We start from the raw sequence: 25,107 nt of genomic DNA on the forward strand, positions 1-25,107 counted from the left end.
TTCACAAGGAAGCTGAGCGATGAACACTGGAATGCCAACCACGGCTGCCAACAGCCGTTACGAAAGATCCATGGTGCTGTTGCTGTCACTGAGTTTCGGGCTGGTGGGGCTGGATCGCTTCATCATCCTGCCGCTGTTTCCGGTGATCATGCACGACCTGCAACTGGACTATCAGGACCTGGGCTACCTGTCCGCCGCGCTGGCCTTCACCTGGGGGCTGTCCGCCCTGGGCATGGGCAGCGTGATCGAGCGCCTGGGCACCCGCCGCGTGCTGGTGACCTCGATTGCCGTGCTTTCGCTACTGTCCGGTTTTTCCGCGCTGGCCACCGGCGTGCTGGGGCTGGTGATTCTGCGCGGGCTGATGGGCATCTGCGAGGGTGCCTTCACCCCCACCAGCATCATTGTCACCAATGAAGTCTCGCGCCCCGACCGGCGCGGGCTGAACCTGGGTATCCAGCAGGCGCTGTTCCCGATTCTCGGCCTCTGCCTGGGGCCGCTGATCGCCGCTTACCTCCTGCAAATCACTGGCTCGTGGCGTGCGGTGTTCGCCATCATTTCCCTGCCGGGCCTGCTGCTGGCCGGCTACCTGTGGAAAATCTACCGACCGCTGCCGGCGCCCCAGGCCGACCGCACCGCAGGCACCTGGCTGGCGGCTTTCAAGAGCGGCAACGTGAGCCTGAACATCCTGATCATGTTCTGCATACTCACCTGCCAGTTCGTCCTCTGCGCCATGCTGCCCAGCTACCTGACCGACCATATGCACCTGGAAACCCTGTCCATGGCCTTCGTCATCTCGGCCATCGGCGTGGGCGGCTTCATCGGCCAATTGATCATCCCCGGCATGTCCGACCGTCTCGGGCGCAAGCCGGTGGTGTCGGTGTGCTTCATGACCAGCAGCACCCTGGTGGGCCTGCTGATCGTCAGCCCGCCCCTTCCCTGGCTGCTGTTCCTGCTGCTGTTCCTGCTGTCGTTCTTCAACTTCAGCCTGATCTGCATGACGGTCGGCCCGCTGACCAGCGAATCGGTCACTCCGGCCCTGCTGCCGGCGGCGACCGGAATCGTGGTGGGGTTCGGCGAGATCCTGGGTGGCGGGTTGTCACCGGCCGTGGCCGGGTTCGCCGCCAGCCATTTCGGCCTGCCATCGATCCTGTACGTGGCCCTGAGCGGCAGCCTGGCCGGCTTGCTGCTGTCATTCCTGCTCAAGGAACAGGCCCTCGAACCGCGCCGTTCGCGCGTGCGCGAAGCGCTGCCCATCCTCCCCGCCCCCTTGCCCCTGAAGGACTAGAGAATCATGGACGATTACCTGCTGTTGCTGGATGTCTGCCACAAGGACCAGCGCGCCATCGGGCTGTTCGACTTTCACAATGGCCGCAGCGTGCGGGCCTATTCCGAACACGGCGGGCTGTACGAGACCCTGCTGTTCTGCAGCCGTCGCCATCTGGGCTGGAGCGAACACCTGCGCAGCCTCGCGCCCCACCCGCAACTGCCCGCGGACGGTCCCCAGCAAGGCCCGTTGCGCCCACCGCTCAAGCCTCGGGACAACCTGCTGGTGCAGGTCAGCGAAGTCACCCTGAACACTCCGCACACCCGCCAGGGCTGGTTCTACAAGGGCAATGGCAGCCTGCTGAAGACCGACGGCGAGCCGCTGATGATTCCGTACCACGCCCAGAGCATTTCCAGCCAGCCCGGGGTGGTGTGCGTGTACCTGGTGGACCCCTTCGGTCAGTTGCGCTTTGTCGGCTTCAGCCTCGGCCACGACATTCACGACCCGTTGCTGAGCCATCAGGACGCCAGTTCCTGCGCGCAATCGCGTTTGCGCCAGTGCGCCATCGCCCCGGCGCTGATCCTCGGCGAACTGCAGAACAGCCTGTCACTCAATGTCCGGGTCGAACGCCAGGGCACGCCGTTGCCGCAGCGCAGCTATCGCCTCGACCAGCAGAACTGGTGGGCTATTCGCAAATACTCCCAGGCCTTCCTCGAACAGCACGAACAGTTCCTGCAACCGGGCATGGTCCACTATGTGTTCCACAGCGCCAGCCGGCGCGAGAGCGACCTGCAGTTGCAGCACGGTGACTGGCTGGACCTGGACTGCCCGGAGCTGGAACTGGGCCTGAGCAACCAGGTGATCGAGGAAGAGTTGCTGCACCTCTATCCCCTGGAAACCCAACCTGCCCGTGCCAGTAGCCATGGCAGCCAGCCGGCGCGGACGCGCCACCACTACTGAGGCCCGTTCAGCGGTAGTCCGCCAGCGGCACGCAGGCGCAGAACAGGTTGCGGTCGCCATAGACGTTGTCCACCCGGTTCACCGCCGGCCAGTACTTGTGGGCCCGGGTATGGGCGGTGGGCAGCACCGCCTGTTCGATACTGTAGGAGCGCTCCCAGACTCCGGTGATATCCGCCAGGGTATGGGGAGCGCCCTTGAGCGGGTTGTCCTCGGCCGGCCAGTTGCCCTCCTGCACCTGGGCGATCTCGGCGCGGATGCTCAGCATGGCTTCGATAAAACGGTCGAGCTCGGCCTTGGATTCGCTTTCCGTGGGCTCCACCATCAGGGTGCCCGGCACCGGGAAGGACATGGTCGGGGCATGGAAGCCGTAGTCCATCAAGCGCTTGGCCACGTCTTCCTCGCTGATCCCGGTCTGGGCCTTGAGCGGGCGCAGATCGAGGATGCATTCGTGGGCCACCCGGCCGTTGCGGCCGCTGTAGAGCACCGGGAAGGCACCGCTCAATTGCTCGGCCAGATAGTTGGCCGCAAGGATCGCCACCTCGCTGGCATCCGCCAGCTGCGGCCCCATCAGGGCGATGTACATCCAGCTGATGGGCAGGATGCTCGCACTGCCCCAGGGCGCTGCGCTGACGGCGCCGTTCTCCGGTAACGGCCCGTCGATGGGCACCACCGGGTGGTTGGCGACAAACGGCGCCAGGTGCGCGCGCACGCCAATCGGCCCCATGCCCGGGCCACCGCCGCCATGGGGAATGCAGAAGGTCTTGTGCAGGTTCATGTGCGAGACATCGGCGCCAATGTCCGCCGGCCGGGCCAGGCCTACCTGGGCGTTGAGGTTGGCGCCGTCCATGTACACCTGGCCGCCGTGGCTGTGGATAACTTCGCAGATCTGGCTGATGCCCTCTTCGTACACGCCGTGGGTCGAAGGGTAGGTAGCCATCAGGCACGACAGGCGCTCGCCGGCCGCCTGGGCCTTGGCCTTCAAGTCTTCCAGGTCGACGTTGCCGGCCTCGTCGCACTCGACGATCACCACCTGCATCCCGGCCATCTGCGCCGAGGCCGGGTTGGTGCCGTGGGCCGACGCCGGGATCAGGCAGACATGCCGGCCGCCTTGCCGGCGGCTCTCGTGGTAGCGACGAATCGCCAGCAGCCCGGCGTACTCACCCTGGGCCCCGGAGTTGGGCTGCATGCAGATGGCGTCGAAACCGGTGATGGCGCACAGCCAACGCTCCAGCTCCGCGATCAGCAGGCCATAGCCGGCAGCCTGCTCCCGGGGTGCGAAGGGATGCAGGTTGGCGAACTCCGGCCAGGTGATGGGGATCATCTCGCTGCTGGCATTGAGCTTCATGGTGCAGGAGCCCAGGGGAATCATCGACTGGTTGAGCGCCAGGTCCTTGTTCTCCAGCTGCTTGAGGTAGCGCAACATTTCGGTTTCGCTGTGATGGGCACTGAACACCGGGTGGGTCAGGTAGCGCGTGCGTCGCAGCAGCGGGTCGGGAATCCCCGACTCCAGCGCCTCGGCGTCCAGGCTGCTGACATCCAGCCCGTGGTCGGCACCCAGGAACACGTCGAACAAACGGGCCACGGTGCTTTCGTCACAGGTTTCATCCAGGCTCAGCCCCAGCCGGCCACGGCCGAGAATCCGCAGGTTGATCTGCTGCGCCCTGGCGCTTTCGATGATCGCCGTCTGGCTGCCGCCGACCTCCAGGGTCAGGGTGTCGAAGAAGTGCCGGTTGACCCTGGCAATGCCGTGGCGCTCCAGGCCGACCGCGAGGATGCAAGTCAGCCGGTGTACCCGCTGGGCAATGCGCTTGAGCCCGGCCGGGCCGTGATAGACGGCGTAGAAACCCGCGATATTGGCCAGTAGCACCTGGGCGGTGCAGATGTTCGAGTTGGCCTTCTCGCGGCGAATATGCTGCTCGCGAGTCTGCAAGGCCATGCGCAGGGCCACCTGGCCGCGGGCATCCTTGGACACACCGATGATGCGCCCGGGCATCGCGCGCTTGTACTCGTCGCGGCAGGCGAAAAACGCCGCATGGGGGCCACCGTAGCCCATGGGTACGCCGAAGCGCTGGGACGAACCGAGCACCACGTCGGCCCCCAGTTCGCCCGGCGGGGTCAGCAACAACAGGCTGAGCAGGTCGGCCGCGACACAGGCCAGGGCCTGCTGGGCGTGCAACTGGTCGATCAGAGGCCGCAGGTCGCGGATCTCGCCATGGGTGTCCGGGTACTGCAGCAACGCGCCGAACACCTGGTGCCCGGACAATTCGTCGACCCCGCCGACCACCAGCTCGAAACCGAAGCCTTCGGCCCGGGTGCGGACCACGGAAATGGTTTGCGGGTGGCAGTCTTCATCCACAAAGAACAGGTTGCTCGAAGACTTGCTCACACGCTTGGCCAGGGCCATGGCTTCGGCGGCGGCGGTGGCTTCGTCCAGCAACGAGGCGTTGGCCAGGTCCAGGCCGGTGAGGTCGATGGTCATCTGCTGGAAATTCAACAAGGCTTCGAGCCGACCCTGGGCGATTTCCGGCTGGTAGGGGGTATAGGCGGTGTACCAGCCCGGGTTCTCCAGCACGTTGCGCAGGATCACCGCCGGCGTCAGGGTGGCGTGGTAACCCATGCCGATCAGGCTGGTCCAGACCTGGTTCTGCCCGGCATAACCCTTGAGCCTGGCCAGGGCGGCCGCTTCGTCCAGGGCCGGCGGCAGGTCCAGTGCACGGTTGAAGCGGATTCCCGGCGGCACCGTCTGCTCGATCAGTTCGGCCCGGCTGCCCAGCCCGAGGCTGGCGAGCATCGCTTGCTGCTCCTCGGCGTCGGGCCCCAGGTGCCGGTTGAGAAAAGCGTTGGGCTCGCGTAACTGGCTCAAAGATAGCAACTGGGACATGACCGGCTCTCTCCGATAAACGGCGCTCAGCGTCGCTGCAACAGGGTGCCAAGCAGCATAGCAGTCGATTTCCCGCGTCGATGCTCTGGCGTCCCGGGGCAATCGGTACCATCATGCTCGACGTCAACGCGCCAGCCCCGGCGCATCGCAACCTGTGCCCCTATCGTCCGCTTATCGGGTGTCCCATCGTCATGAGCCAACTGCCTTTCCTGCCGTTCTCCAAACCCACCATCGATGAACCCACCATCGCCGCTGTCGGCGAAGTCCTGCGTTCGGGCTGGATCACCAGCGGCCCCAAGGTCCAGGCCTTCGAAGCCCAGCTCTCGGAGTTTTTCGGCGGGCGCACGGTACGCACCTTCAACTCCGGCACCTGCACCATGGAGATCGCCTTGCGCATTGCCGGCATCGGTGCCGGTGATGAAGTCATCACCACGCCGATTTCCTGGGTGGCCACCGCCAACGTCATCCTCGAAGTCGGGGCCACGCCGGTGTTCGCCGATATCGACCCGGTCACCCGCAATATCGACTTGGCCCAGGTCGAAGCCGCCATCACCCCGCGCACCAAGGCCATCATCCCGGTGTACCTGGCCGGGCTGCCGGTGGACATGAGCCGCCTCTACGCCCTGGCCAACAAGCACGGCCTGCGGGTAGTGGAAGATGCCGCCCAGGCCCTGGGCTCCAGCTGGAACGGCCAGCGCATCGGTGCCGGTGGCGACTTCGTGTCCTTCAGCTTCCAGGCCAACAAGAACGTCACCTCGTCCGAGGGCGGCTGCCTGGTGCTCAACACGCCAGAGGAGGTGCGCCTGGCCGAGAAGTACCGCCTGCAGGGCGTGACCCGCAACGGCTTCGACGGCCTGGATGTGGATGTGCTTGGGGGCAAGTTCAACATGACCGACGTGGCGGCCGCCATCGGCCTGGGGCAGTTCGCCCATATCGAGGCGATCACCGCCCATCGCCGTGAATTGGCCCGGCACTACTTCGAATGCTTTGGCAGCGATTTCGAGGCCCGCTATGGCGCCCAGCTACCGCCGGCGGACTTCACCAACAGCAACTGGCACCTGTTCCAGCTGGTACTGCCAGAGCGCAAGGATGGCAAGCCGGCCCGCGCCACCTTCATGGAGCAGATGCAGGAACGCGGGATTGGCATCGGCTATCACTACCCGCCGATTCATTTGCTGAGCCTGTACCGCGAGCGCGGCTTCAAGGAGGGGATGTTCCCGGTAGCGGAACGGGTCGGTCGGCTGATCGTCTCGTTGCCGATGTTCACCGCCATGAGCAAGGCCGACGTGGAACGCGCGGTGGCGACGGTGAAAGAGGTGTTGCAGGCTTAAGAGCCTTCGCCAGCAAGCCCGCCCTGCGCAAACGGGGCGGACGTGCCGGCGAGAACGGCTTACTCGCCGATGGCGGCCTTGTAGCCGGCGGCGTCCAGCAGCTTGTCCAGATCGCCCGGGTTGCTTGGCTTGAGCTTGAAGATCCAGGCACCGTACGGGTCGCTGTTGAGCAGCTCGGGGCTGGCGCTCAGCTCTTCGTTGACCGCAATCACTTCACCGGCCACCGGCGCATAGATGTCGGAAGCGGCTTTCACCGACTCCACCACACCGGCCTGGTCCCCTGCGCCAAACACGTTGCCGACTTCAGTCAGCTCGACGAAAACCACGTCGCCCAGGGCTTCCTGAGCGTGGTCGCTAATACCTACGGTCACGCTGCCGTCGGCTTCCAGGCGGGCCCATTCGTGACTGTCGGCAAAACGCAGGTGGGCAGGGATATCGCTCATGTTCTGTGTCCTCAAGAAGAAGTGTCAGCGGCGCAATGCCTGCTGGAAATAGTTAGATCAGGGTTTTGCCGTGGCGCACGAAGGTGGGTTTGACCACCCGGACCGGGTACCACTTGCCGCGGATTTCCACTTCGGCACGGTCGGCGGTGGCCATCGGCACCCGCGCCAGTGCGATCGACTTGCTCAGCGTAGGGGAGAAACTACCACTGGTGATCTCACCTTCGCCAACATCGGCGATACGAACCACCTGATGAGCGCGTAAAACCCCGCGTTCTTCGAGCACCAGGCCCACCAGTTTCTGCTTCACCCCGGCCGCCCGTTCGGCTTCCAGGGCACTGCGACCGATGAACTGGCGTGACGCCGGTTCCCAGGCAATGCTCCAGGCCATGTTCGCCGCCAGGGGCGAGACATCCTGATGGATGTCCTGGCCATAGAGGTTCATGCCGGCCTCCAGGCGCAGGGTGTCCCGGGCGCCCAGACCGATGGGCGAGATCCCCGCCCCCACCAGGTCGTTGAAGAAGGCCGGGGCCTGGTCGGCAGGGAGGACGATCTCCAGACCGTCCTCGCCGGTGTAGCCGGTCCGGGCAATGAACCAGTCGCCGTCAAAGCCGGCTTCGAATGGCTTGAGCTGCTGGATCAGGGTGCCGCGGGACTGGGTCACCAGCTCGGCAATCTTGTGCCGCGCCTGAGGGCCCTGGATCGCCAGCATCGCCAGCTCCGGGCGCTCGTGCAGCTGCACCTGGAAATCCCCCAGCTGCGCCTGCATCCAGGCCAGGTCCTGATCACGGGTGGCGGCATTGAGCGCCAGGCGATAAGCGTCTTCGAGGCGATAGACGATCATGTCGTCAACGATGCCGCCCCGTTCATTGAGCATGGTGCTGTACAGAGCCTGGCCGGGGTTGTGCAGGCGTTCGACATCATTGGCCAGCAACCGCTGGAGCCAGGCCTTGGCCTGGGTACCGCTGACATCGATCACGGTCATGTGGGATACATCGAACACACCGCAATCACGTCGCACCTGATGGTGCTCCTCGACCTGCGAGCCGTAATGCAAGGGCATATCCCAACCGCCAAAATCGACCATTTTCGCGCCGAGGGCGAGATGCAGGTCATACAGAGGCGTACGCTGTCCCATGGGTTTCTCCTTCCGGGCGTGGCGAGGGTGCGGACTGGCGCTGTTGGTGTGAAAGCCTTGAAATAGATGGCTTTCAGCCGATTTCAGCGTCCCGGCCAAACAACAGGCCGCACCGAATGCCGCGCATTGTAGCTGCAAGGTGCAAGGCTGGCACCTAACCGATTCGATGGGCCGAGCGGCGGATCAGGCCAATCACCGGCAGCAGGCCCACCAGCACCAGGGTCAGTGCCGGCAGCGAGGCCCGGGCCCACTCCCCTTCACTGGTCATCTCGAAGATCCGCACCGCCAGCGTGTCCCAGCCAAACGGGCGCATCAGCAAGGTGGCGGGCATTTCCTTGAGCACATCGACGAACACCAGCAAGGCGGCGCTCAAGGTCCCGGGCAGCAACAACGGCAGATACACTTTGAAAAACAGTCGCGGGCCAGCGACCCCCAGGCTGCGCGCCGCTTCGGGGAGCGACGGGCGGATCCGCTCCAGGCTGTTTTCCAGCGGCCCGTAGGCCACGGCGATAAAACGCACCAGATAGGCCAGCAGCAAGGCGGACAGGCTGCCCAGCAGCAGCGGCTTGCCGGCCCCGCCCAACCAGCCGGACAGCGGGATCACCAGCTCGCGATCCAGGTAACTGAAGGCCAGCATGATCGATACCGCCAGTACCGAGCCGGGCAAGGCGTAGCCCAGGTTGGCCAGGCTGACCCCGGCGCGGATGCCCCGGGTCGGCGCCAGGCGTCGGGCAAAGGCCAGGAGCAGAGCCACACTGACAGTGATCAGCGCCGCCATGCCGCCCAGGTACAGGGTGTGGATGATCAAGCCGGCATACCGCTCATCCAGGTCGAAGCGCCCGCGCTGCCAGAACCACGCCAGCAACTGCAGCAGCGGAATCACGAAGGCACAGGCGAATACCAGCAGGCACCAGCCCGTGGCCGCCAACGCCTTGAGCCCGCGCAAGTGGTACAGCGCCTTGCCCCGGGGCCGTTCGTTACCGGTACGGCTGGCGCCACGGGCGCGGCGCTCGCCGTACAGCACCAGCATCACCGCCAGCAGCAGCAGGCTGGCCAGCTGGGCGGCGCTGGAAAGGCTGAAGAAGCCGTACCAGGTCTTGTAGATAGCGGTGGTGAAGGTATCGAAGTTGAACACCGACACCGCACCGAAATCCGCCAGGGTTTCCATCAGCGCCAGGGCCACCCCGGCGCCGATGGCCGGCCGCGCCATGGGCAGCGCCACCCGCCAGAACGCCTGCCAGGGCGATTGCCCGAGGACCCGCGCTGCCTCCATCAACCCCTTGCCCTGGGCCAGGAAGGCGTTGCGCGCCAGCAGGTAGACATAGGGATAGAACACCAGCACCAGCACCAGGATCACCCCACCGGTGGAACGTACCCGCGGCAGTCGCAGGTCGCTGCCGACCCATTCCCGCAGCAGGCTTTGCACCGGCCCGGAAAAATCCAGCAGGCCGACAAAGACGAAAGCCAGCACATAGGCCGGGATCGCAAAGGGCAGCATCAAGGCCCAGTCCAGCCAGCGCCGTCCGGGAAACTCGCAGAGACTGGTGAGCCAGGCCAGGCTCACGCCCAGCAGCGTGACGCCAACGCCCACCCCAAGCACCAGGGTCAGGGTATTGCCCAACAGCCGCGGCATTTGCGTGTCCCACAGGTGGGACCAGATCTGCTGGTCGACGGCCTGCCAGGACAATAGCAGCACGCTCAGCGGCAAAAGGACCAGGGCCGCTACGGCAAAGACCAGGGGATACCAGCGACGTTGAGCGGGATGGGCCACAAAAAACTCTCGGGCAGGTGGAACAGACAAAAATACTTGCGCAAAACGCGTGGGGCGGGAGAGCCGCACCCGCTGGGCGCCATGGCCGCCCCAACGGCTGCAACCACGTTACGCCAGTTGAATCACGTATTCAGGGCTTGCCACCGCTGCGCGGTGGAACGGGAGCCAGCTCCCTCGCCACTAAAGCCCAGCCGCTAAAGAAAACGCCCCGCAAAAGCGGGGCGCAGTATAACGGCAGGCTCAGTTCCAGCCAGCGCGGTCCATCAGGCGAATGGCTTCGGCCTGGCGCTTGCCGGCGATTTCAACCGGCAGGGTGTCGGCTACGAACTTGCCCCAGCTGGCCACTTCCGCGGAAGGCGCTACCGCCGGGTTGGCCGGGAACTCCTGGTTGACGTCGGCAAAGATCTTCTGCGCCTCAGGCGTGGTCATCCATTCCACCAGGGCCTTGGCCGCTTCCGGGTGCGGTGCGTGTTTGGTCAGGCCGATGCCCGACAGGTTGACGTGCACCCCGCGATCGCCCTGGTTCGGCCAGAACAGCTTCACCGCCAGGTTCGGTTTCTGCTTGTGCAGACGGCCGTAGTAGTAGGTGTTGACGATGCCGACGTCGCATTGCCCGGCGTTGATCGCCTCGAGCACCGCGATGTCGTCGGAGAACACATCGGTAGACAGGTTGTTGACCCACCCCTTGATGATCTCTTCGGTCTTCTCGGCACCGTGGGTCTCGATCAGCGTGGCGGTCAGCGACTGGTTGTAGACCTTCTTCGCCGTGCGCAGGCACAGGCGGCCTTCCCACTGCTTGTCGGCCAGGGCTTCATAGGTGGTCAGTTCTGAAGGTTTGACCCGGTCGGTGGAGTAGGCCAGGGTCCGCGCCCGCAGGCTCAGGCCGGTCCAGGCGTGGTTGGAGGAGCGGTATTGCAGGGGAATGTTGCTGTCGATGACCTTGGAGGTGAACGGCTGCAGGATGCCCATCCGCTCGGCCTGCCAGAGGTTGCCGGCATCCACGGTGAGCAGCAGGTCGGCGGTGGCGTTCTCGCCCTCGGCCTTGATCCGCTGCATCAGCGGCGCTTCCTTGTCGGTGATGAACTTGATCTTCACCCCGGTCTTCTGGGTGTAGGCATCGAACACCGGCTTGATCAGCTCATCGATACGCGAGGAGTAGACCACGACTTCATCGGCGGCGTAGGCGGTGCCACCGATGAGTGTGAGGGCCAGGGCGGTCAGTAGACGCTTCGGTGCCAACATGGGAGCGGTCTCTCGATTTCAAAGTGAGGCGAAATGATAAGGACTCCCATTTGCCATCTCAACCGAACCCGGCGCTGAGGAGTTACCAGATGTTGCGTAGGCTCGTCCTCGCGACGCTTGGCCAGCAAGCCGGCGCCTAGGCTCTGGCCAGTTCCGGCAAGTCGCCGCTCAGGCCCAGGGCCTGGCGCACGAACAGGGCCTTGGCCTCGGGCATCTGGTCGATCACCTTGAGGCCGGTGTTGCGCAGCCAGCGCATGGGCAACGGGTCGGCCTGGAACAGCCGCTCGAAGCCCTCCATGGCCGCCATCAGCGCCAGGTTGTGGGGCATGCGCCGGCGCTCGAAGCGGCTCAGCACCTTGACCTCGGCCAGGCGCTCACCGCGGCTGGCCGCTTGCAGCAGCACTTCGGCCAGCACGGCGGCATCGAGGAAGCCCAGGTTGACCCCCTGCCCCGCCAACGGGTGGATGGTGTGGGCGGCGTCGCCGATCAGCGCCAGGCCTTCGGCCACGTAGCGCTTGGCATGGCGTTGGCGCAACGGCACGCAGAGCCGCGGGTCGGCGCTGATCACCGAACCCAGGCGGCCTTCGAAGGCGCGCTCCAGTTCGGCGCAGAAGCTCTCGTCGTCCAGCGCCATCAGGCGCTCGGCCTCACTCGGGGTGGTCGACCAGACAATCGAACACCAATCATGCTGCCCGTCCCGTACCAGGGGCAGGAAGGCCAGCGGGCCGGTATCGGTGAAGCGCTGCCAGGCGGTCAATTGGTGAGGCTGGCTGCTGCGCACGCTGGTGACGATGGCGTGATGCAAGTAATCCCACTCGCGAGTGGTACAACCGGTGAGCCGGCGCACGGCCGAGTTGGCGCCATCGGCAGCGATCACCAGCGGCGCACGCAGTTGCCGGCCATCCGCCAGGGTCAGCAGCCAGTCGTCGCCGGAGCGGCGCATCTGCTCCAGACGGGCATTGGCCAGCAGGCCGATATCGCATTCATGCAGACGCTCGAGCAAGGCGTCCTGAACCACCCGGTTCTCGACGATATGACCCAGCACCTCGGCATGCACGCTGGACGCCGAGAAGTGGATCTGCCCGGTGCCGCTGCCGTCCCAGACCTGCATGTCGCAGTAGGGGCTGCTACGGCGCCGGGCAATGCCGTCCCAGGCGCCCAGGCGCTCCAGGATGCGCTGGCTGGCCGCCGACAAGGCACTGACCCGAGGCTCGAACGGCGCCTGGTCATCGAAGGGTTTGACACTCAGGGAACCGCCATCGAGCAGCAGCACTTCCAGGCCGCTGCCCTGCAACGCCAACGCCAAGGCACTGCCGACCATTCCGGCTCCGACAATCAGCACATCTGCGCGCATTTCCATGCTTTAGGCCTGTCTCACTGGCGGCTTGAGCCGCACATAAAGGGTTTTATCGACCCGCGCCACCAGGGTGCCGGAGCCGTCATGAATCTCTACCTGCCACTGCGGCAGGTACTTCTCGCCCGTTGCGGTCTGCTGGCGAACATCGTCGAGCAGCGCCTGGTCGATACTGAGCCGGGCAAACACCGGCCCTCTGCCCGGGGCGATGAAATCGATGGTCGCGGCCTTGTCCCAGACGATGTAGTCGGGGCCCAGGTTCTCCATCAGCATCAGCATGAAGAACGGGTCCACCATGGAATACAGGCTGCCGCCGAACTGGGTGCCGACATAGTTGCGGTTGTACCAGCCCAGGCCCATGCAGACCTGGACGTCACGGAAATCCGCACTGATGTGCCGAACCCGCACGCCAGCCCCGAGGTAGGGCAGGTACAGGTTCAACACCCAGCGCAACAGGCGGGCCTTGCCGAACCGCCGGGTCAGCCAGTCACGCATCCGGGCGAGTGCCCAGGCCCATGGCCTGGCGAGCGAACCAGCGTTTGGCCGGTGGCAGCAGGTCCAGGCCGAGCAGGCCCAGGTTGCGCCCCACGGACAGCAGCGGCAGTTTGCTGCCGAACAGCCGGGTGACCTGATCGGAGAAGCCCACGGTCAGGTTCTGGTCCAGGCGCTGACGTTCGCGGTAGGCCTGCAGCACGGCAAAATCCCCCGGCAGCGCTTCGCTGGCCAACAAGGCGTCCGCCAGGGCCTGGGCATCGCGCAGTGACAGGTTGAAGCCCTGGCCGGCGATCGGATGCAGGCTGTGGGCCGCATTGCCCAGCACCACCAGGTGCGGGCGCACCTGTTCCTCGGCTTCCACCAGGGACAGCGGGTAGAGATGGCGGGCGCCGACTTGTTTCAGGGTTCCCAGGCGGTAACCGAACACGCCCTGCAATTCACTGAGGAAGCTGCGCTCGTCCAGGTCGGCCAGACGCTGTGCATCCATGCCCTGGCGGGTCCAGATCAGTGCACAGCGATTATCCGGCAGCGGCAGCAATGCCATTGGGCCATCGTCGGTGAAGCGCTCGAAGGCCATGCCGTTGTGGGCTTCGCTGGGGGTGATGTTGGCAATCAGCGCACTCTGGTTATAGGGGCGGTTCTTGACCCCGATGCCCAGTTGTTCGCGCAGGCCGGAGCGGCCGCCGTCGGCCAGCACGGCGAGATCGCATTCCAGGGTGGTTTCGTCGTTCAGGGTCAGGCGATAGCCGCCTGCCAGGGGCTCCAGACGGGTGACTTCGGCCGGGCAGCGCCAGCTGATCACGTCCTTGTCCAGCCCTTGCCACAGGCATTGGCCGAGCCAGGCGTTTTCCACCACATAGCCCAGGGCCGGCACCCCTTCTTCCATGGCCGACAGGCGCGCGGTGGAGAACCGCCCACGGTCGGACACGTGAATCTGCTTGATCGGCTCGGCACGCCGGGAGATCGCCTGCCACAGCCCCAGCCGCTGGTAGATCTGCCGGGCGCCAAAGGACAGGGCCGAGGAGCGGGCGTCGTAGCTGGGCTGGAAACTGTCGCCCGGGGCGAAGGGCTCGATCAGCACGATCTTCCAGCCCCGGGCCTTGGCCCCGGCCTGCAGCGCCAGGGCCAGGCTCGCGCCTACCAGACCGCCACCGATGATGGCCAGATTGATCCGGCTCATGACGCCTGGGTCCGCGCAGCGGCCATCAAGGCCTCGATCTCGGCCACGCTCTTGGGCACGCCACCTGTCAGAATTTCACAGCCCTGCTTGGTCACTACCACGTCGTCCTCGATGCGCACGCCGATGCCGCGCCACTTCTTCGCTACCTGCTGGTTGTCCGGGGATATGTAGATGCCCGGCTCCACGGTCAGCGCCATGCCAACCTCCAACACCCGCCACTCGCCGCCGACCCGGTACTCGCCGACGTCGTGTACATCCATGCCCAGCCAGTGTCCGGCACGGTGCATGTAGAACGTCTTGTAGGCCTCGCTGGCAATCAGCTGGTCCACATCGCCTTCCAGCAGGCCCAGTTGCACCAGGCCGGCGGTGATCACCTGGACCGTCGCCTCATGAGCCTGGTTCCAGTGCTTGTTCGGGGCGATCTGGGCAAACGCCGCTTCCTGGGAAGCCAGCACCAGTTCGTAGATCGCCTTCTGCTCCGGCGAAAACTTGCCGTTGACCGGCCAGGTGCGGGTGATATCGCTGGCATAGCAGTCGATCTCGCAACCGGCGTCGATCAGCACCAGGTCACCGTCCTTGAGCACGGCGTCATTCTGCTGGTAATGCAGGATGCAGCTGTTGCGGCCCGCCGCGACGATCGAGCCATAGGCCGGCATCTTCGCCCCGCCCTTGCGGAATTCGTAATCCAGCTCGGCTTCCAGGCTGAACTCATGCAACCCGGGACGGCTGGCCTGCATTGCGCGGATATGGGCCTGGGCGGAGATCCGTGCGGCCTCGCGCATCACCTTCACTTCTGCCGCCGATTTATACAGGCGCATGTCGTGCAGCAGATGATCCAGGGCAACGAATTCGTTCGGCGGCTGGGCGCCGAGGTGCGCTTTAGAGCGGATCACGTTGATCCAGTCCATCAGGTGACGATCGAATTCGGGGTTGCTGCCCATGGCCGAGTAAACCCGGTCGCGGCCTTCGATCAGGCCCGGCAGGATGTCGTCGATATCGGTGATGGGAAATGCGTCATCGGCACCGTAGTCGCGAATCGCGCCCTCCTGGCCGGCCCGCAATCCGTCCCAGAGTTCGCGCTCCGGGTTGCGCTCGCGACAGAACAGCACGTACTCGCCGTGCTCCCGGCCGGGGATCAGCACGATCACCGCCTGGGGCTCGGGAAACCCGCTGAGGTACTGGAAATCGCTGTCCTGGCGGTAGACGTGCTCCACATCGCGATTGCGAATGGCCACGGCCGCTGCCGGCAGGATCGCGATGCTGTTGGGCTCCATCTGCGCCATGAGCGCCTTGCGGCGACGGCTGTATTCCGCTTTCGGGATATGAATCATGGGCGGACGCAGTTCCCTGTCAGTCAGTGCAGAGAAGGCTTGGCAGCCGGCGCAACAGTCTTGTTGGTCTCGGTGAACAGCAGCAGAGGCGCAACCCGCAGGTACTCCATCACTTCCATGTAGTCGCTTTCACCGTCATCGGATTCCTCCAGCGCGTCCTGGACCTGAGCAATGGCTGCAAGGTCCTGCAACACTTCCGTGGCCTCGACGCTCAGGGCACTGCTGTCGCGGGAGTTGAGGCCGAAACCGGCGAGGAAGCCCTGGCACCACTGGCCCAGGGCAGCGGCACGCTCGGCCAGGGGGGCGTCGTCGCTGGGCAGCAGCAGGACCACGGTCATGTCATCGCTGGTGAGCTCGCCCTTGACCATCTCCTGCAGGCCGATCAAGGCGCTGCGCACGTTGTCTTGCGGCTCGCCTTCGAGCAGTTCGGCGGCGTCCACCAGCCAGCCGTCGACTTCGAAGCCGGCGCCGGCGCAGCTGCGACCCAGCAACAGGCCGTGCAGCTCGGCAGGAGAAACAGGATGACCGCTGCTGCTGAGCAGGGTGGCGAAGGCGTTGTACGGGGAATTCTGAATGGGCATGGGCAGCTAGGCGCCAAGCGGCGCAATGTCTAGAATGAAGGCCTTGTATCGTAGGGCGTGTCATCATTCATTGCCAGCGCCGCGTTGTGCTTTGCGCCCCGTTACAGTGGCCCGCAGGGCCTCGGGCGACAGACAGATTGCCGACCGGACAACGCCAGATGCGCCACGACTGCTCAGGCCATTGAGGCGCTGCCCAGCCAGTTGCCACTCATCAGACCAACTTCAGTGGGACACAATGGAAGACACCGACCTGCACGCACTGATGGCCAGACTCGAACTGCTTATTACCCGGGTCGAGCAACTAAAGAGTCAAAACGCACTCTTATTAGCTCAGGAAAAGACCTGGCGCGAGGAACGCGCGCACCTCATTGAAAAAAACGAAATCGCCCGGCGTAAGGTCGAATCGATGATTTCGCGCCTCAAGGCCCTGGAGCAAGACTCATGAGTTCAAGCAATAGCGTTACCGTGCAGATCCTCGACAAAGAGTATTCGATCATCTGCCCCCAGGAAGAGCGCAGCAATCTGGTGAGCGCCGCCCGTTACCTGGACGGCAAGATGCGCGAGATCCGCAGCAGCGGCAAAGTCATCGGCGCCGATCGCATCGCGGTCATGGCCGCCCTGAACATCACCCACGACCTGCTGCACCGCCAGGAGCGTCCGGATGTGCAGGCCAGCGCCACCACCCGGGAACAGGTGAGGGATCTGCTGGAGCGTGTTGACCTGGTTCTGGCCACCGATTCGGACACAAGCAAAGCTGATTCCTGACAGCGGTTGCGGTATACTCCCGCCACTCCCTGGGGTGCTTGCCAGTTGGCGATGTCCCTGAGCCGATTCGCACTACCCTGGAAGTTGCACGTTGGGCTGGTGTGCATGTCCGCTAGACGGAAAGCCTTAAAGCCTGCTGCATCTTCCGCCTTGAACTTTCGGGTTCAAGGGCTAAGTCGACAGCGGTTCGCCTGGGGAGCCTGAATTGTCAGCCAATGCCAGTTATCCATGCTGGCATTGGTTTTTCCGGGTAGGCTGTTCTGCCAAATCCGACCTTCTCATAGCCTCTTTCATGACCGAACCTGCGCCGCTTTCCCGCCCGCAACTTCGCCGCATGCTGCGCAAGGCCCGTCGCGCCCTGAGCCCTGCCGAGCAACGCCAGGCAGCCCTTGGCCTGTACCGCCAACTGGCTCAGGACCCGGTGTTTCGTCGGGCACGGCACCTGTCCCTGTATCTGCCCACCGACGGTGAAATCGACCCGCGCCTGCTGCTGCGTGCCGCCCAGCGCCGGGGCAAGGCCACCTACCTGCCGGTGCTCAGCGCCTGGCCCCGGACCAAGATGGTTTTCCAGCGCGTCCTCCCGGGAGAAACGCTGCGGCCCAATCGTTTTCGCATTCTCGAGCCCCGGGTCAATTGCGCGCGGCAACGCAAGGTCTGGGCCCTGGACCTGGTGCTGCTGCCCCTGGTTGGCTTTGATGAAGAAGGTGGACGCCTGGGGATGGGTGGCGGCTTTTATGACCGCAGCCTGGCCTACCTTGCGCGGCGCCAGAACTGGCGCAAGCCGAAGCTGCTGGGGCTGGCCCATGAATGTCAGAAAGTCGGAAAGCTGGACCAGGCCAGTTGGGATGTACCCTTGCACGGTACGGTGACGGATCGGGGATGGTACTTCGCTCGATAGGTGCCGCGTTCGATCAGCGGCACCCGAGCTGGTTCAGCGCTTGAAAGGCTGCGGCTGCTGTTGTGCGATTTCGATGGGAGCATCGGTCTTGCTGGCCCATAAGCTCTGCGCATAACCGGTGGTCACAACGCCCAAACCGAACAAAATAACCAAAATCCATAGTAAATCCGGTTGGCGTTTCATCGATTGCCCCCCCTCAGGCAAATCACACACGCTCCAGGCATGGTTTCCATAACAGGCCATGCAGCAGCGTCAAGCTTAAAATCCCGGCATTCTGCGATAACGTGAACCGACACGCAAATGCTGACGTCAACCGACCGTCGGTTTGTCATAAAATTGCCCGACAACCTACCCAATCACCCTTTGGAGGGTAAGAAAGATGGCCTATTGGCTGATGAAATCCGAGCCCGACGAACTCTCGATCCAGGGTTTGCAGCAACTCGGCCAAGCCCGTTGGGACGGGGTGCGCAATTACCAGGCGCGCAACTTCCTGCGCGCCATGGCGGTAGGCGACGAGTTCTTCTTCTACCACTCCAGCTGCCCGGAACCGGGTATCGCCGGCATCGGCCGGATCATCAAGGCCGCCTACCCGGACCCCACCGCCCTGGAGCCGGACAGCGTCTACTTCGACCCCAAATCCAGTGCCGAAAAGAATGCCTGGAGCGCCATTGACGTGGCCCATGTGGAAACCTTCAACAAGGTGCTGCGCCTGGACTACCTCAAGCAGCAGGCAGCTCTCGCCGAAATGCCTCTGGTGCACAAAGGCAGCCGCCTGTCGGTCATGCCGGTCACCGCCGAACAATGGGCTGCCGTACTCGCCCTGCGCTGACCACCCCGCCCCCCCCTGGCGCCGGGAGTCGGATCTGTCCACGGCGCCAGCCCGAACGTTTTTTTTGCCCCGATCATCATGCAGCCTGCAAACAATAGGTTTAGGCTTGGCCCTTTCATTTGACGGGCATCAAGCCGTAGAAAGCCTTGAGCCGTCAGACTTGGACGCTATTGCCGCAGGACGCAGAACACATGTCGACGAACCACCGTTCCTCCCGCCTTTTTGCTGTTTCCCTGTTGATTCTGTTAATCGCCGCCGGTGCTTTCGGCTACTGGAAATCCCTCCAGGATCGCCTGCCCGAAGGCCTGAGCATGGGCAACGGCCGGCTCGAAGCCACCGAAGTGCAGATCGCCAGCAAGATTCCCGGGCGCCTGGCGGAAGTGCGGGTCAACGAAGGCGACAAGGTGCTTCAAGGCCAGTTGCTGGCACGCATGGACACCCGCACCCTGGAAGCCCAGCGCAATCAGGCCGAGGCCGAAGTGCTGCGCGCCCGAGAGAACCTGTCCGCGGCCGAAGCCAATGTGCAGTTGCGCCAGAGCGAACTGCTGCTGGCCAATCAGGAACTCAGGCGCTCTCAGGAGCTGTTCAAGCGCGGCTTCGCCAGCCAGCAGATCATCGACCAGCAGCAGGCCCGCCTGAACACCGGCAACGCAGCAGTCCTGGCGGCCCAGGCCCAGGTCGCAGCGGTGAAGGCCGCCATCGGCGCCGCCCAGGCCCAGGTTGCCCAGCTCACCAGCGAAATCGACGACAGCAGCCTGCGGGCGCCCATCGACGGCATCATCCAACTGCGCCTGGCCGAACCCGGCGAAGTGCTGGGCGCCGGCGGCCGTGTGCTGCTGCTGATCGACCCCAATGACCAGTACATGAACCTCTACCTGCCGGCTTCGGTCACCGGCCGCCTGACCGTTGGCGACGAGTCGCGGATCCTCCTCGACGCCCTGCCCAACCAGCCCCTGCCGGCGAAGATCAGCTTCGTCGCGGCCAAGTCCCAATTCACCCCCAAAGAGGTGGAAACCCGGGACGAGCGCCAGAAGCTGGTGTTCCGGGTCAAGGTGCGCCTGACTCAACCCGCCGCCGTGCCCCAGGCCAAACCGGGCATGCCCGGCGCCGGTTATGTGCGCACCGCTCCCGTGGACTGGCCGGCCAACCTGCAATGAGCGCCCTGGCGCTGCAAGCGAACGGCATCAGCCATCGCTACGGTTCACAGCAGGCCCTGAGCGACATCAGCTTCAACCTGCCAGCGGGCACCCGCTGCGGTTTGATCGGCCCGGACGGCGCCGGCAAGTCGAGCCTTCTGGGGCTGATCGCCGGGGTCAAGAAACTTCAGCAGGGCGAGCTCGACGTGCTCGGCGGACCGATCTCGCAACGGCGCCACCGCAGCAGCCTCTATCCGCGCATCGCCTTCATGCCCCAGGGCCTGGGGGGCAACCTGTATCCCGAGCTGTCCATCAGCGAGAACATCCGCTTCTTCGCCACCCTGTTCGGCCTGCCCAAGGATGAATGCGAACAGCGCATGCACAGCCTGTTGCTGGCCACCGACCTGCTGCGCTTCGCCGAACGCCCGGCGGGCAAGCTGTCCGGCGGGATGAAGCAGAAGCTTGGCCTGTGCTGTGCGCTGATCCACGAACCGGACCTGCTGATCCTCGACGAACCCACCACCGGGGTCGACCCCCTGTCGCGCCGGCGTTTCTGGGAGTTGGTCGAAGACGTACGCCGGCAACGCCCGCAACTGACCCTGCTGGTGGCAACCGCCTACATGGAGGAGGCCGAACAGTTCGAGCACTGCCTGATGCTCGACCAGGGCAAGTTGATCGCCCAGGGCCTGAGCCAGGAGCTGGCGCAGATCACCGCCAGCGGCAAGCTGGACGACGCCTTCACCCATTTCCAGGGCGACAGCGGTCATGACAACCAGCCCCTGGTGATTCCGCCGCGTTCCGGTGACAACCAGGACATCGCCATCGAGGCCCATGAGCTGACCCTGCGCTTCGGCGACTTCACCGCGGTCAACAAGGTCAGCTTCGCCATCGGCCGCGGGGAGATCTTCGGTTTCCTCGGTTCCAACGGCTGCGGCAAGACCACCACCATGAAGGTCCTCACCGGGCTGATGCCCGCCAGCGAGGGCAGCGCCAAGCTGTTGGGCAACCCGGTGGACGCCAAGGACCTGGCCACCCGCAAGCGGGTCGGTTTCATGTCCCAGAGTTTTTCCCTGTATGGCGAGCTCAGCGTGCGCCAGAACCTGGAACTGCACGCCCGCCTGTTCGACCTGCCGAAAGCCGAAAGCGGCCCGCGCATCGAGGAACTGATCCAGCGCTTCGACCTCGGGGCGATTGCCGAGCAGCAGTCCGGCGCCTTGCCTCTGGGCCTGCGCCAGCGCCTGTCGCTGGCAGTGGCAGTGCTGCACCGCCCGGAAGTGCTGATCCTCGACGAGCCCACTTCCGGGGTCGACCCGGCGGCCCGAGACGACTTCTGGCGCCTGCTGATCGAGCTGTCCCGGGAACAGGGAGTGACCATCTTCCTGTCCACCCACTTCATGAACGAGGCCCAGCGCTGCGACCGCATTTCGCTGATGCACGCCGGCAAGGTGCTGGCCTGCGACACCCCGGCGGCGCTGCAGCAACAGTTTGCCGGCGACACCCTGGAGGCCGCCTTCGTCCGCTGCCTGGAAGAGGCCCAGGGCACGCCGGACACACCTGCGCCATCACCGGAGGCGGCTACCCCCACCGCTGCCGGCACCCTAGCCGCCCCGCGTTCGGGCCTGAGCCTGGCGCGCCTGCTGGCGGTGGCCAGCCGCGAGGGCAAGGAACTGCTGCGGGACAAAGTGCGCCTGGGCTTCGCCCTGCTGGGGGCGATCTTCATGATGGTGATCTTCGGCTATGGCATTTCCCTGGACGTGGAGAAACTGGCCTTCGCCGTCTACGACCAGGATCAGACGCCACAGAGCCGTACCTACCTGGAAGCCTTCCGCAGCTCACGCTACTTCGAGGAGAAACCGACCATCCGCAGCTCCGCCGAACTGCATCGGCGCCTGCAACGCTCGGAGATCAAGCTGGCCCTGGAGATTCCTCCCGGCTTTGGCCGTGACCTCTATGCCGGACGCCAGCCCGCGGTGGCGGCCTGGCTGGATGGCGGCATGCCGTTTCGTGCGGAAACCAGCCGCAACTATGTCGAGGCCGTGCACCAGGCCAACCTCGAGCTGCTGGCGGAACAAAGCAGCCCGGCCCTCAGCACCAGGCCGGCGGCCAAGCTGGAAACGCGCTTTCGCTACAACCAGGACGTGGTCAGCGTGAATGCCATCGGCCCCGGGGTCATGGCGCTGATCCTGGCGTTCATTCCGGCGATGCTCACGGCCCTGGGCATCGTCCGCGAAAAGGAGCTGGGCTCGATCACCAACTTCTACGCCACGCCCCTGACCCGCCTGGAGTTCCTCCTTGGCAAACAGGCGCCCTACCTGGCCGTCAGTCTGATCAACCTGGCCCTGCTGGTGGCCATGAACCGCTGGCTGTTCGGCGTGCCCTTCAAGGGCAGCGGCCTGACCCTCGCCCTGGGCGGCGTGCTCTATGTGCTGGCCACCACCAGCATGGGGCTGCTGATCTCGGCATTCACCCGCACTCAGATCGCAGCGATTCTGGGCACCATGATCATCACCAGCCTGCCCACCATCCAGTTTTCCGGGCTGATCGTGCCGCGCTCGTCCCTGGAAGGCTCGGCGGCGGTCATGGGCCAGCTGTTTCCCGCCGGTTACTTCCTCGACATCGCCGTCGGCACCTTCACCAAGGCCCTGGACCTGCGCGAACTCTGGCCCCAGTGCCTGGCCCTGGTGGGCTTTTTCCTTGGTTTCACCGGGCTCAGCCTGGTCATGCTGAAAAAGCAGGAGGTCTGATGAATCGTCTCGCCCATATCCTGCGCCTGGGCTTGAAGGAGCTCACCAGCCTGCGCCACGACAGCGTGCTGCTGCTGTTCTTGATGTATGCCTTCACCGTGGCCATCTACCTGCCCGCCGCCGGCTCGGTGATCGGCGTGCACAACGCCAGCGTGGCCCTGGTGGACGAAGATCACAGCGCCCTCTCCCGGCAACTGGCCGAAGCGCTGCAACCCCCCGAGTTCCAGGCTCCGGTGCCGCTGCCCTATGACCAGCTGGACTCGGTGATGGACAGCGGCCAGTACACCTTTGTGATCAATGTCCCGGCCAACTTCCAGAGCGACTTGCTGGCCGGGCGCCAGCCTGCGGTACAGGTCAACGTCGATGCCACCGCCATGAGCCAGGCCTTCATGGGCGCCGGCTACATCGGCCGGATCTTCCAGCGCGAGCTGCTCACCTACGCCAACCAGGCGGACGCCACCAGCAAGGCCCCGGCACTGCTGACCACCCGCGCCCTGTTCAATACCAACCTGGAGGGCGGCTGGTTCCTGGCGGTGATCCAGATCGTCAACAACATCACCATCCTGGCCATCGTGCTCACCGGCACCGCGCTGCTGCGCGAACGCGAGCACGGCACTCTCGATCACCTGCTGGTGCTGCCGCTGACAGCGCTGGAGATCATGCTGGCCAAGGTCTGGAGCAACATGCTGGTGGTGGTGCTGTGCACCTGGGTATCGCTGGAGGTGATAGTCAAGGGTGTGCTGGGGGTGCCGCTGGCGGGGTCCATGGCGCTGTTCCTGATGGTTACTGCGCTCTATCTGTTCGCCAGTACCGCCCTGGGGATCTTCCTCGCCACCCTGGCTCGCTCGACCCCGCAGTTCGGCCTGCTGGCGATTCCGGTGATCATCCCGATGCTGCTGCTGTCCGGCGGCAGTACGCCGCTGGACAGCATGCCGCAGTGGCTGCAGTGGGTGATGCAGGGTTCGCCGTCGACGCACTTCGTCAGCCTCAGCGCGGCGATCCTGTTCCGCGATGCGGGAGTCAGTGTGGTCTTGCCCGACCTGCTGGCCCTGGCGACCATCGGCCTGGTGTTCTTCGCCATCGCCCTGGCGCGCTTTCGCAAGAGCCTGGCTTCATGACCCACACCACGTAGGAGCCGGTTTGCCGGCGAAGGGCCGCAGGGACGCCTTCGCTGGCAAGCCAGCCCCTACGCCTGTAGCGGGGGCAGGCTTACTGAATGATCAGGTTGTTGAACAGCAGGTCTTCCACCACCGGCTTGCCGGTTTCGTCGTTCATGACTTGCTGCACCTGCTTGAGGGCTTCCTGGCGCAGCTTTTCCTTGGCTTCGACGTTATTCATGGTGTCGCTGGTCTGCTGGGCGAACAGCGCCACCAACTGGTTGCGGATCAGCGGCTCGTTGGCCTTGACCGCCTGGGCCGAGGCGTCGCCGGTTACCCGCAGGGCCACGTCGGCCTTGTAGACCTTGAGTTTAGGGCCGCCGTCCAGGCCGTAGTTGCCCACGAAGGGTGGGTTCAGGCTGATGTAGCTGACTTTCGGTGCTTCACCTTCTTTGGCCTCTTCGGCCATCGCTGCCATGGGCAGGGAGAGGGCCAGCAGCAACATGATCCACGCTTTCACAATTCGCTCCTTAATCCGGTTTGCGGCCTAGCATAAAGGCCCGCCCGCCTGAGCCCAAGCACAAGCTTATGGCTGGTCATCAGGACCGGGCATGCTCGTTGACCGCCTGATTCACACTCCTACACTTATCGGCCACCACTCCCAAAGGAATAGCCCTGATGAAAGCCGTGCTGTGCAAAGCCTTCGGCCCTGCCGAAACGCTGGTGCTGGAAGAGGTCGCAAGCCCCGTGCCGAAGAAGAACGAGATCCTGCTGGAAGTGCATGCCGCAGGCGTCAACTTCCCGGACACCCTGATCATCGAGGGCAAGTACCAGTTCAAGCCGCCATTCCCCTTCTCCCCGGGGGGCGAAGCGGCCGGCGTAGTCAGCGCAGTGGGTGAGAAGGTCGGCCACCTCAAGGCCGGTGACCGGGTCATGGCCCTGACCGGCTGGGGCAGCTTCGCCGAGCAGGTGGCCGTCCCCGGTTACAACGTGCTGCCGATTCCCGCCGCCATGGACTTCAATACAGCCGCCGCCTTCAGCATGACCTACGGCACCTCGATGCACGCCCTCAAGCAACGCGGCAACCTGCAGCCCGGTGAAACCTTGCTGGTGCTTGGTGCCTCGGGCGGGGTCGGGCTGGCCGCCGTGGAAATCGGCAAGGCCATGGGCGCCCGGGTGATTGCCGCTGCCAGCAGCGCGGAAAAGCTCGCCGTGGCCAAGGCTGCCGGTGCCGATGAGCTGATCAACTACAGCGAAAGCAGCCTGAAGGACGAGATCAAGCGCCTGACCGGCGGCAATGGCGCGGATGTGATCTACGACCCGGTGGGCGGCGACCTGTTCGACCAGGCCATCCGCTCCATCGCCTGGAACGGCCGGCTGCTGGTGGTGGGGTTCGCCAGCGGGCGCATCCCCGAGCTACCGGTGAACCTGGCCCTGCTCAAGGGTGCAGCGGTGGTGGGTGTGTTCTGGGGCTCCTTCGCCCAGCGCCAGCCCCAGGACAATGCGGCGAACTTCCAGCAACTGTTCGACTGGTTCGCCGAGGGCAAGCTCAAGCCGCTGGTCTCCCAGGTCTATCCGCTGACGGAGGCTGCGCGAGCCATCGATGATCTCGGCCAGCGCAGAGCGGTGGGCAAGGTCGTGGTGCAGGTGCGCTAAGACCGGCTACAGGG

At 64.7% G+C, this 25,107-nt stretch carries 23 protein-coding genes and 1 other RNA gene; 12 read left to right on the top strand and 12 right to left on the bottom strand.

The genetic code is table 11. The features are described from left to right. Nucleotides 1-19 precede the first annotated feature (19 nt). Together AC1RCO_RS14735 and AC1RCO_RS14740 are read left to right on the top strand one after the other, a co-directional pair. The gene (locus AC1RCO_RS14735; protein ID WP_015637423.1) at nt 20-1,285 is read left to right on the top strand and encodes an MFS transporter; all 1,266 of its coding nucleotides are present in this window, start codon (nt 20-22) and stop codon (nt 1,283-1,285) included. A 6-nt stretch (nt 1,286-1,291) separates the two neighbouring features. Further along, nucleotides 1,292-2,224 (top strand): PhlI, encoded by a 933-nt coding sequence (locus tag AC1RCO_RS14740; protein ID WP_015637424.1) that lies wholly within the window; start codon nt 1,292-1,294, stop codon nt 2,222-2,224. A 7-nt stretch (nt 2,225-2,231) separates the two neighbouring features. On the opposite strand, the gene gcvP is transcribed toward AC1RCO_RS14740, so the two are convergent. Then, nucleotides 2,232-5,105 carry an aminomethyl-transferring glycine dehydrogenase gene (gene gcvP / locus AC1RCO_RS14745; RefSeq protein ID WP_492617826.1) on the bottom strand — a complete coding sequence of 958 codons (2,874 nt, stop codon included), beginning with the start codon at nt 5,103-5,105 and terminating at the stop codon, nt 2,232-2,234. Nucleotides 5,106-5,296: 191 nt separating this feature from the next. Here gcvP and AC1RCO_RS14750 point away from each other — a divergent pair, with 191 nt between their 5' ends. Then, the gene (locus AC1RCO_RS14750; protein ID WP_065365153.1) at nt 5,297-6,436 is read left to right on the top strand and encodes a DegT/DnrJ/EryC1/StrS family aminotransferase; all 1,140 of its coding nucleotides are present in this window, start codon (nt 5,297-5,299) and stop codon (nt 6,434-6,436) included. Between the two features lie 59 nt (nt 6,437-6,495). Here the strand turns inward: AC1RCO_RS14750 and gcvH are convergent, their stop codons facing one another. The 9 genes from gcvH to AC1RCO_RS14795 form a co-directional block, all read right to left on the bottom strand. Next, on the bottom strand, nt 6,496-6,879 hold the full coding sequence (gene gcvH / locus AC1RCO_RS14755) for a glycine cleavage system protein GcvH (protein WP_011064135.1): 384 nt from the start codon (nt 6,877-6,879) through the stop codon (nt 6,496-6,498). A gap of 52 nt (nt 6,880-6,931) precedes the next feature. Continuing rightward, nucleotides 6,932-8,014 carry a glycine cleavage system aminomethyltransferase GcvT gene (gcvT, locus tag AC1RCO_RS14760; RefSeq protein ID WP_011064136.1) on the bottom strand — a complete coding sequence of 361 codons (1,083 nt, stop codon included), beginning with the start codon at nt 8,012-8,014 and terminating at the stop codon, nt 6,932-6,934. Nucleotides 8,015-8,168: 154 nt separating this feature from the next. After that, nucleotides 8,169-9,785, bottom strand: a complete 1,617-nt coding sequence (locus tag AC1RCO_RS14765; protein WP_401401687.1) for an ABC transporter permease — start codon at nt 9,783-9,785, stop codon at nt 8,169-8,171. Between the two features lie 240 nt (nt 9,786-10,025). Continuing rightward, nucleotides 10,026-11,027 (bottom strand): extracellular solute-binding protein, encoded by a 1,002-nt coding sequence (locus AC1RCO_RS14770; protein ID WP_401401684.1) that lies wholly within the window; start codon nt 11,025-11,027, stop codon nt 10,026-10,028. A gap of 136 nt (nt 11,028-11,163) precedes the next feature. Continuing rightward, nucleotides 11,164-12,381, bottom strand: coding sequence for a 2-octaprenyl-3-methyl-6-methoxy-1,4-benzoquinol hydroxylase (locus AC1RCO_RS14775; RefSeq protein WP_019095409.1), 1,218 nt, complete (start codon nt 12,379-12,381; stop codon nt 11,164-11,166). Nucleotides 12,382-12,390: 9 nt separating this feature from the next. After that, entirely contained in the window at nt 12,391-12,876 is a 486-nt protein-coding gene (locus AC1RCO_RS14780) for a DUF4442 domain-containing protein (protein WP_077934938.1), read from the bottom strand. After that, the gene (gene ubiH / locus AC1RCO_RS14785; protein ID WP_492617827.1) at nt 12,869-14,056 is read right to left on the bottom strand and encodes a 2-octaprenyl-6-methoxyphenyl hydroxylase; all 1,188 of its coding nucleotides are present in this window, start codon (nt 14,054-14,056) and stop codon (nt 12,869-12,871) included. Before ubiH ends, AC1RCO_RS14780 begins: the two co-directional genes overlap by 8 nt. After that, nucleotides 14,053-15,387, bottom strand: coding sequence for a Xaa-Pro aminopeptidase (gene pepP / locus AC1RCO_RS14790; protein ID WP_015637430.1), 1,335 nt, complete (start codon nt 15,385-15,387; stop codon nt 14,053-14,055). Before pepP ends, ubiH begins: the two co-directional genes overlap by 4 nt. 23 nt (nt 15,388-15,410) lie before the next feature. Further along, nucleotides 15,411-15,968, bottom strand: coding sequence for a YecA/YgfB family protein (locus AC1RCO_RS14795; protein WP_011064143.1), 558 nt, complete (start codon nt 15,966-15,968; stop codon nt 15,411-15,413). A 235-nt stretch (nt 15,969-16,203) separates the two neighbouring features. On the opposite strand from AC1RCO_RS14795, the gene AC1RCO_RS14800 reads away from it, so the two are divergent. The 4 genes from AC1RCO_RS14800 (at nt 16,204) to AC1RCO_RS14815 (ending at nt 17,631) form a co-directional block, all read left to right on the top strand. Continuing rightward, a complete protein-coding gene (locus AC1RCO_RS14800; RefSeq protein WP_011064144.1) occupies nt 16,204-16,413 on the top strand; it encodes a TIGR02449 family protein in 210 nt (69 codons plus the stop codon). Further along, a complete protein-coding gene (locus AC1RCO_RS14805) occupies nt 16,410-16,733 on the top strand; it encodes a cell division protein ZapA (protein WP_011064145.1) in 324 nt (107 codons plus the stop codon). Before AC1RCO_RS14800 ends, AC1RCO_RS14805 begins: the two co-directional genes overlap by 4 nt. 23 nt (nt 16,734-16,756) lie before the next feature. Then, nucleotides 16,757-16,935, top strand: a non-coding RNA gene (gene ssrS, locus AC1RCO_RS14810) — 6S RNA. Nucleotides 16,936-17,025: 90 nt separating this feature from the next. Then, on the top strand, nt 17,026-17,631 hold the full coding sequence (locus tag AC1RCO_RS14815) for a 5-formyltetrahydrofolate cyclo-ligase (protein ID WP_011064146.1): 606 nt from the start codon (nt 17,026-17,028) through the stop codon (nt 17,629-17,631). Between the two features lie 33 nt (nt 17,632-17,664). Here the strand turns inward: AC1RCO_RS14815 and AC1RCO_RS14820 are convergent, their stop codons facing one another. Then, entirely contained in the window at nt 17,665-17,814 is a 150-nt protein-coding gene (locus tag AC1RCO_RS14820; protein ID WP_015637431.1) for a hypothetical protein, read from the bottom strand. Nucleotides 17,815-18,010: 196 nt separating this feature from the next. Between AC1RCO_RS14820 and AC1RCO_RS14825 the strand changes: the two genes are divergently transcribed. The 4 genes from AC1RCO_RS14825 (at nt 18,011) to AC1RCO_RS14840 (ending at nt 23,458) form a co-directional block, all read left to right on the top strand. Beyond that, complete coding sequence (locus tag AC1RCO_RS14825) at nt 18,011-18,460, top strand: EVE domain-containing protein (protein WP_011064147.1); 450 nt, start codon at nt 18,011-18,013, stop codon at nt 18,458-18,460. 191 nt (nt 18,461-18,651) lie between these two features. Then, nucleotides 18,652-19,617: an HlyD family secretion protein gene (locus tag AC1RCO_RS14830; RefSeq protein WP_011064148.1), complete on the top strand. Its 966-nt coding sequence runs from the start codon at nt 18,652-18,654 to the stop codon at nt 19,615-19,617. Continuing rightward, nucleotides 19,614-22,340, top strand: coding sequence for a ribosome-associated ATPase/putative transporter RbbA (gene rbbA, locus AC1RCO_RS14835; RefSeq protein ID WP_015637434.1), 2,727 nt, complete (start codon nt 19,614-19,616; stop codon nt 22,338-22,340). The genes AC1RCO_RS14830 and rbbA overlap by 4 nt, the downstream gene beginning before the upstream one ends. After that, on the top strand, nt 22,340-23,458 hold the full coding sequence (locus AC1RCO_RS14840) for an ABC transporter permease (protein ID WP_492617828.1): 1,119 nt from the start codon (nt 22,340-22,342) through the stop codon (nt 23,456-23,458). The genes rbbA and AC1RCO_RS14840 overlap by 1 nt, the downstream gene beginning before the upstream one ends. 91 nt (nt 23,459-23,549) lie before the next feature. Here the strand turns inward: AC1RCO_RS14840 and AC1RCO_RS14845 are convergent, their stop codons facing one another. Then, nucleotides 23,550-23,957: a flagellar basal body-associated protein FliL gene (locus tag AC1RCO_RS14845; protein ID WP_011064151.1), complete on the bottom strand. Its 408-nt coding sequence runs from the start codon at nt 23,955-23,957 to the stop codon at nt 23,550-23,552. A gap of 158 nt (nt 23,958-24,115) precedes the next feature. On the opposite strand from AC1RCO_RS14845, the gene AC1RCO_RS14850 reads away from it, so the two are divergent. Then, on the top strand, nt 24,116-25,093 hold the full coding sequence (locus AC1RCO_RS14850) for an NADPH:quinone oxidoreductase family protein (protein WP_492617829.1): 978 nt from the start codon (nt 24,116-24,118) through the stop codon (nt 25,091-25,093). Nucleotides 25,094-25,107 lie beyond the last annotated feature (14 nt).

The organism is Pseudomonas sp. GW823-FHT03E05, assembly GCF_058796855.1.

What these genes read in the sequence shown, in the direction of transcription:
- ubiH (WP_492617827.1), bottom strand. Translation starts at nt 14,056, where the DNA reads ATGAGCCGGATCAATCTGGCCATCATCGGTGGCGGTCTGGTAGGCGCG.
- AC1RCO_RS14795 (WP_011064143.1), bottom strand. Translation starts at nt 15,968, where the DNA reads ATGCCCATTCAGAATTCCCCGTACAACGCCTTCGCCACCCTGCTCAGC.
- rbbA (WP_015637434.1), top strand. Translation starts at nt 19,614, where the DNA reads ATGAGCGCCCTGGCGCTGCAAGCGAACGGCATCAGCCATCGCTACGGT.
- AC1RCO_RS14830 (WP_011064148.1), top strand. Translation starts at nt 18,652, where the DNA reads ATGTCGACGAACCACCGTTCCTCCCGCCTTTTTGCTGTTTCCCTGTTG.
- AC1RCO_RS14775 (WP_019095409.1), bottom strand. Translation starts at nt 12,381, where the DNA reads ATGCGCGCAGATGTGCTGATTGTCGGAGCCGGAATGGTCGGCAGTGCC.
- AC1RCO_RS14825 (WP_011064147.1), top strand. Translation starts at nt 18,011, where the DNA reads ATGGCCTATTGGCTGATGAAATCCGAGCCCGACGAACTCTCGATCCAG.
- gcvT (WP_011064136.1), bottom strand. Translation starts at nt 8,014, where the DNA reads ATGGGACAGCGTACGCCTCTGTATGACCTGCATCTCGCCCTCGGCGCG.
- AC1RCO_RS14750 (WP_065365153.1), top strand. Translation starts at nt 5,297, where the DNA reads ATGAGCCAACTGCCTTTCCTGCCGTTCTCCAAACCCACCATCGATGAA.
- AC1RCO_RS14770 (WP_401401684.1), bottom strand. Translation starts at nt 11,027, where the DNA reads ATGTTGGCACCGAAGCGTCTACTGACCGCCCTGGCCCTCACACTCATC.
- pepP (WP_015637430.1), bottom strand. Translation starts at nt 15,387, where the DNA reads ATGATTCATATCCCGAAAGCGGAATACAGCCGTCGCCGCAAGGCGCTC.
- AC1RCO_RS14780 (WP_077934938.1), bottom strand. Translation starts at nt 12,876, where the DNA reads ATGCGTGACTGGCTGACCCGGCGGTTCGGCAAGGCCCGCCTGTTGCGC.
- AC1RCO_RS14820 (WP_015637431.1), bottom strand. Translation starts at nt 17,814, where the DNA reads ATGAAACGCCAACCGGATTTACTATGGATTTTGGTTATTTTGTTCGGT.
- AC1RCO_RS14840 (WP_492617828.1), top strand. Translation starts at nt 22,340, where the DNA reads ATGAATCGTCTCGCCCATATCCTGCGCCTGGGCTTGAAGGAGCTCACC.
- AC1RCO_RS14805 (WP_011064145.1), top strand. Translation starts at nt 16,410, where the DNA reads ATGAGTTCAAGCAATAGCGTTACCGTGCAGATCCTCGACAAAGAGTAT.
- AC1RCO_RS14815 (WP_011064146.1), top strand. Translation starts at nt 17,026, where the DNA reads ATGACCGAACCTGCGCCGCTTTCCCGCCCGCAACTTCGCCGCATGCTG.
- AC1RCO_RS14800 (WP_011064144.1), top strand. Translation starts at nt 16,204, where the DNA reads ATGGAAGACACCGACCTGCACGCACTGATGGCCAGACTCGAACTGCTT.
- AC1RCO_RS14735 (WP_015637423.1), top strand. Translation starts at nt 20, where the DNA reads ATGAACACTGGAATGCCAACCACGGCTGCCAACAGCCGTTACGAAAGA.
- AC1RCO_RS14740 (WP_015637424.1), top strand. Translation starts at nt 1,292, where the DNA reads ATGGACGATTACCTGCTGTTGCTGGATGTCTGCCACAAGGACCAGCGC.
- gcvH (WP_011064135.1), bottom strand. Translation starts at nt 6,879, where the DNA reads ATGAGCGATATCCCTGCCCACCTGCGTTTTGCCGACAGTCACGAATGG.
- gcvP (WP_492617826.1), bottom strand. Translation starts at nt 5,105, where the DNA reads ATGTCCCAGTTGCTATCTTTGAGCCAGTTACGCGAGCCCAACGCTTTT.
- AC1RCO_RS14850 (WP_492617829.1), top strand. Translation starts at nt 24,116, where the DNA reads ATGAAAGCCGTGCTGTGCAAAGCCTTCGGCCCTGCCGAAACGCTGGTG.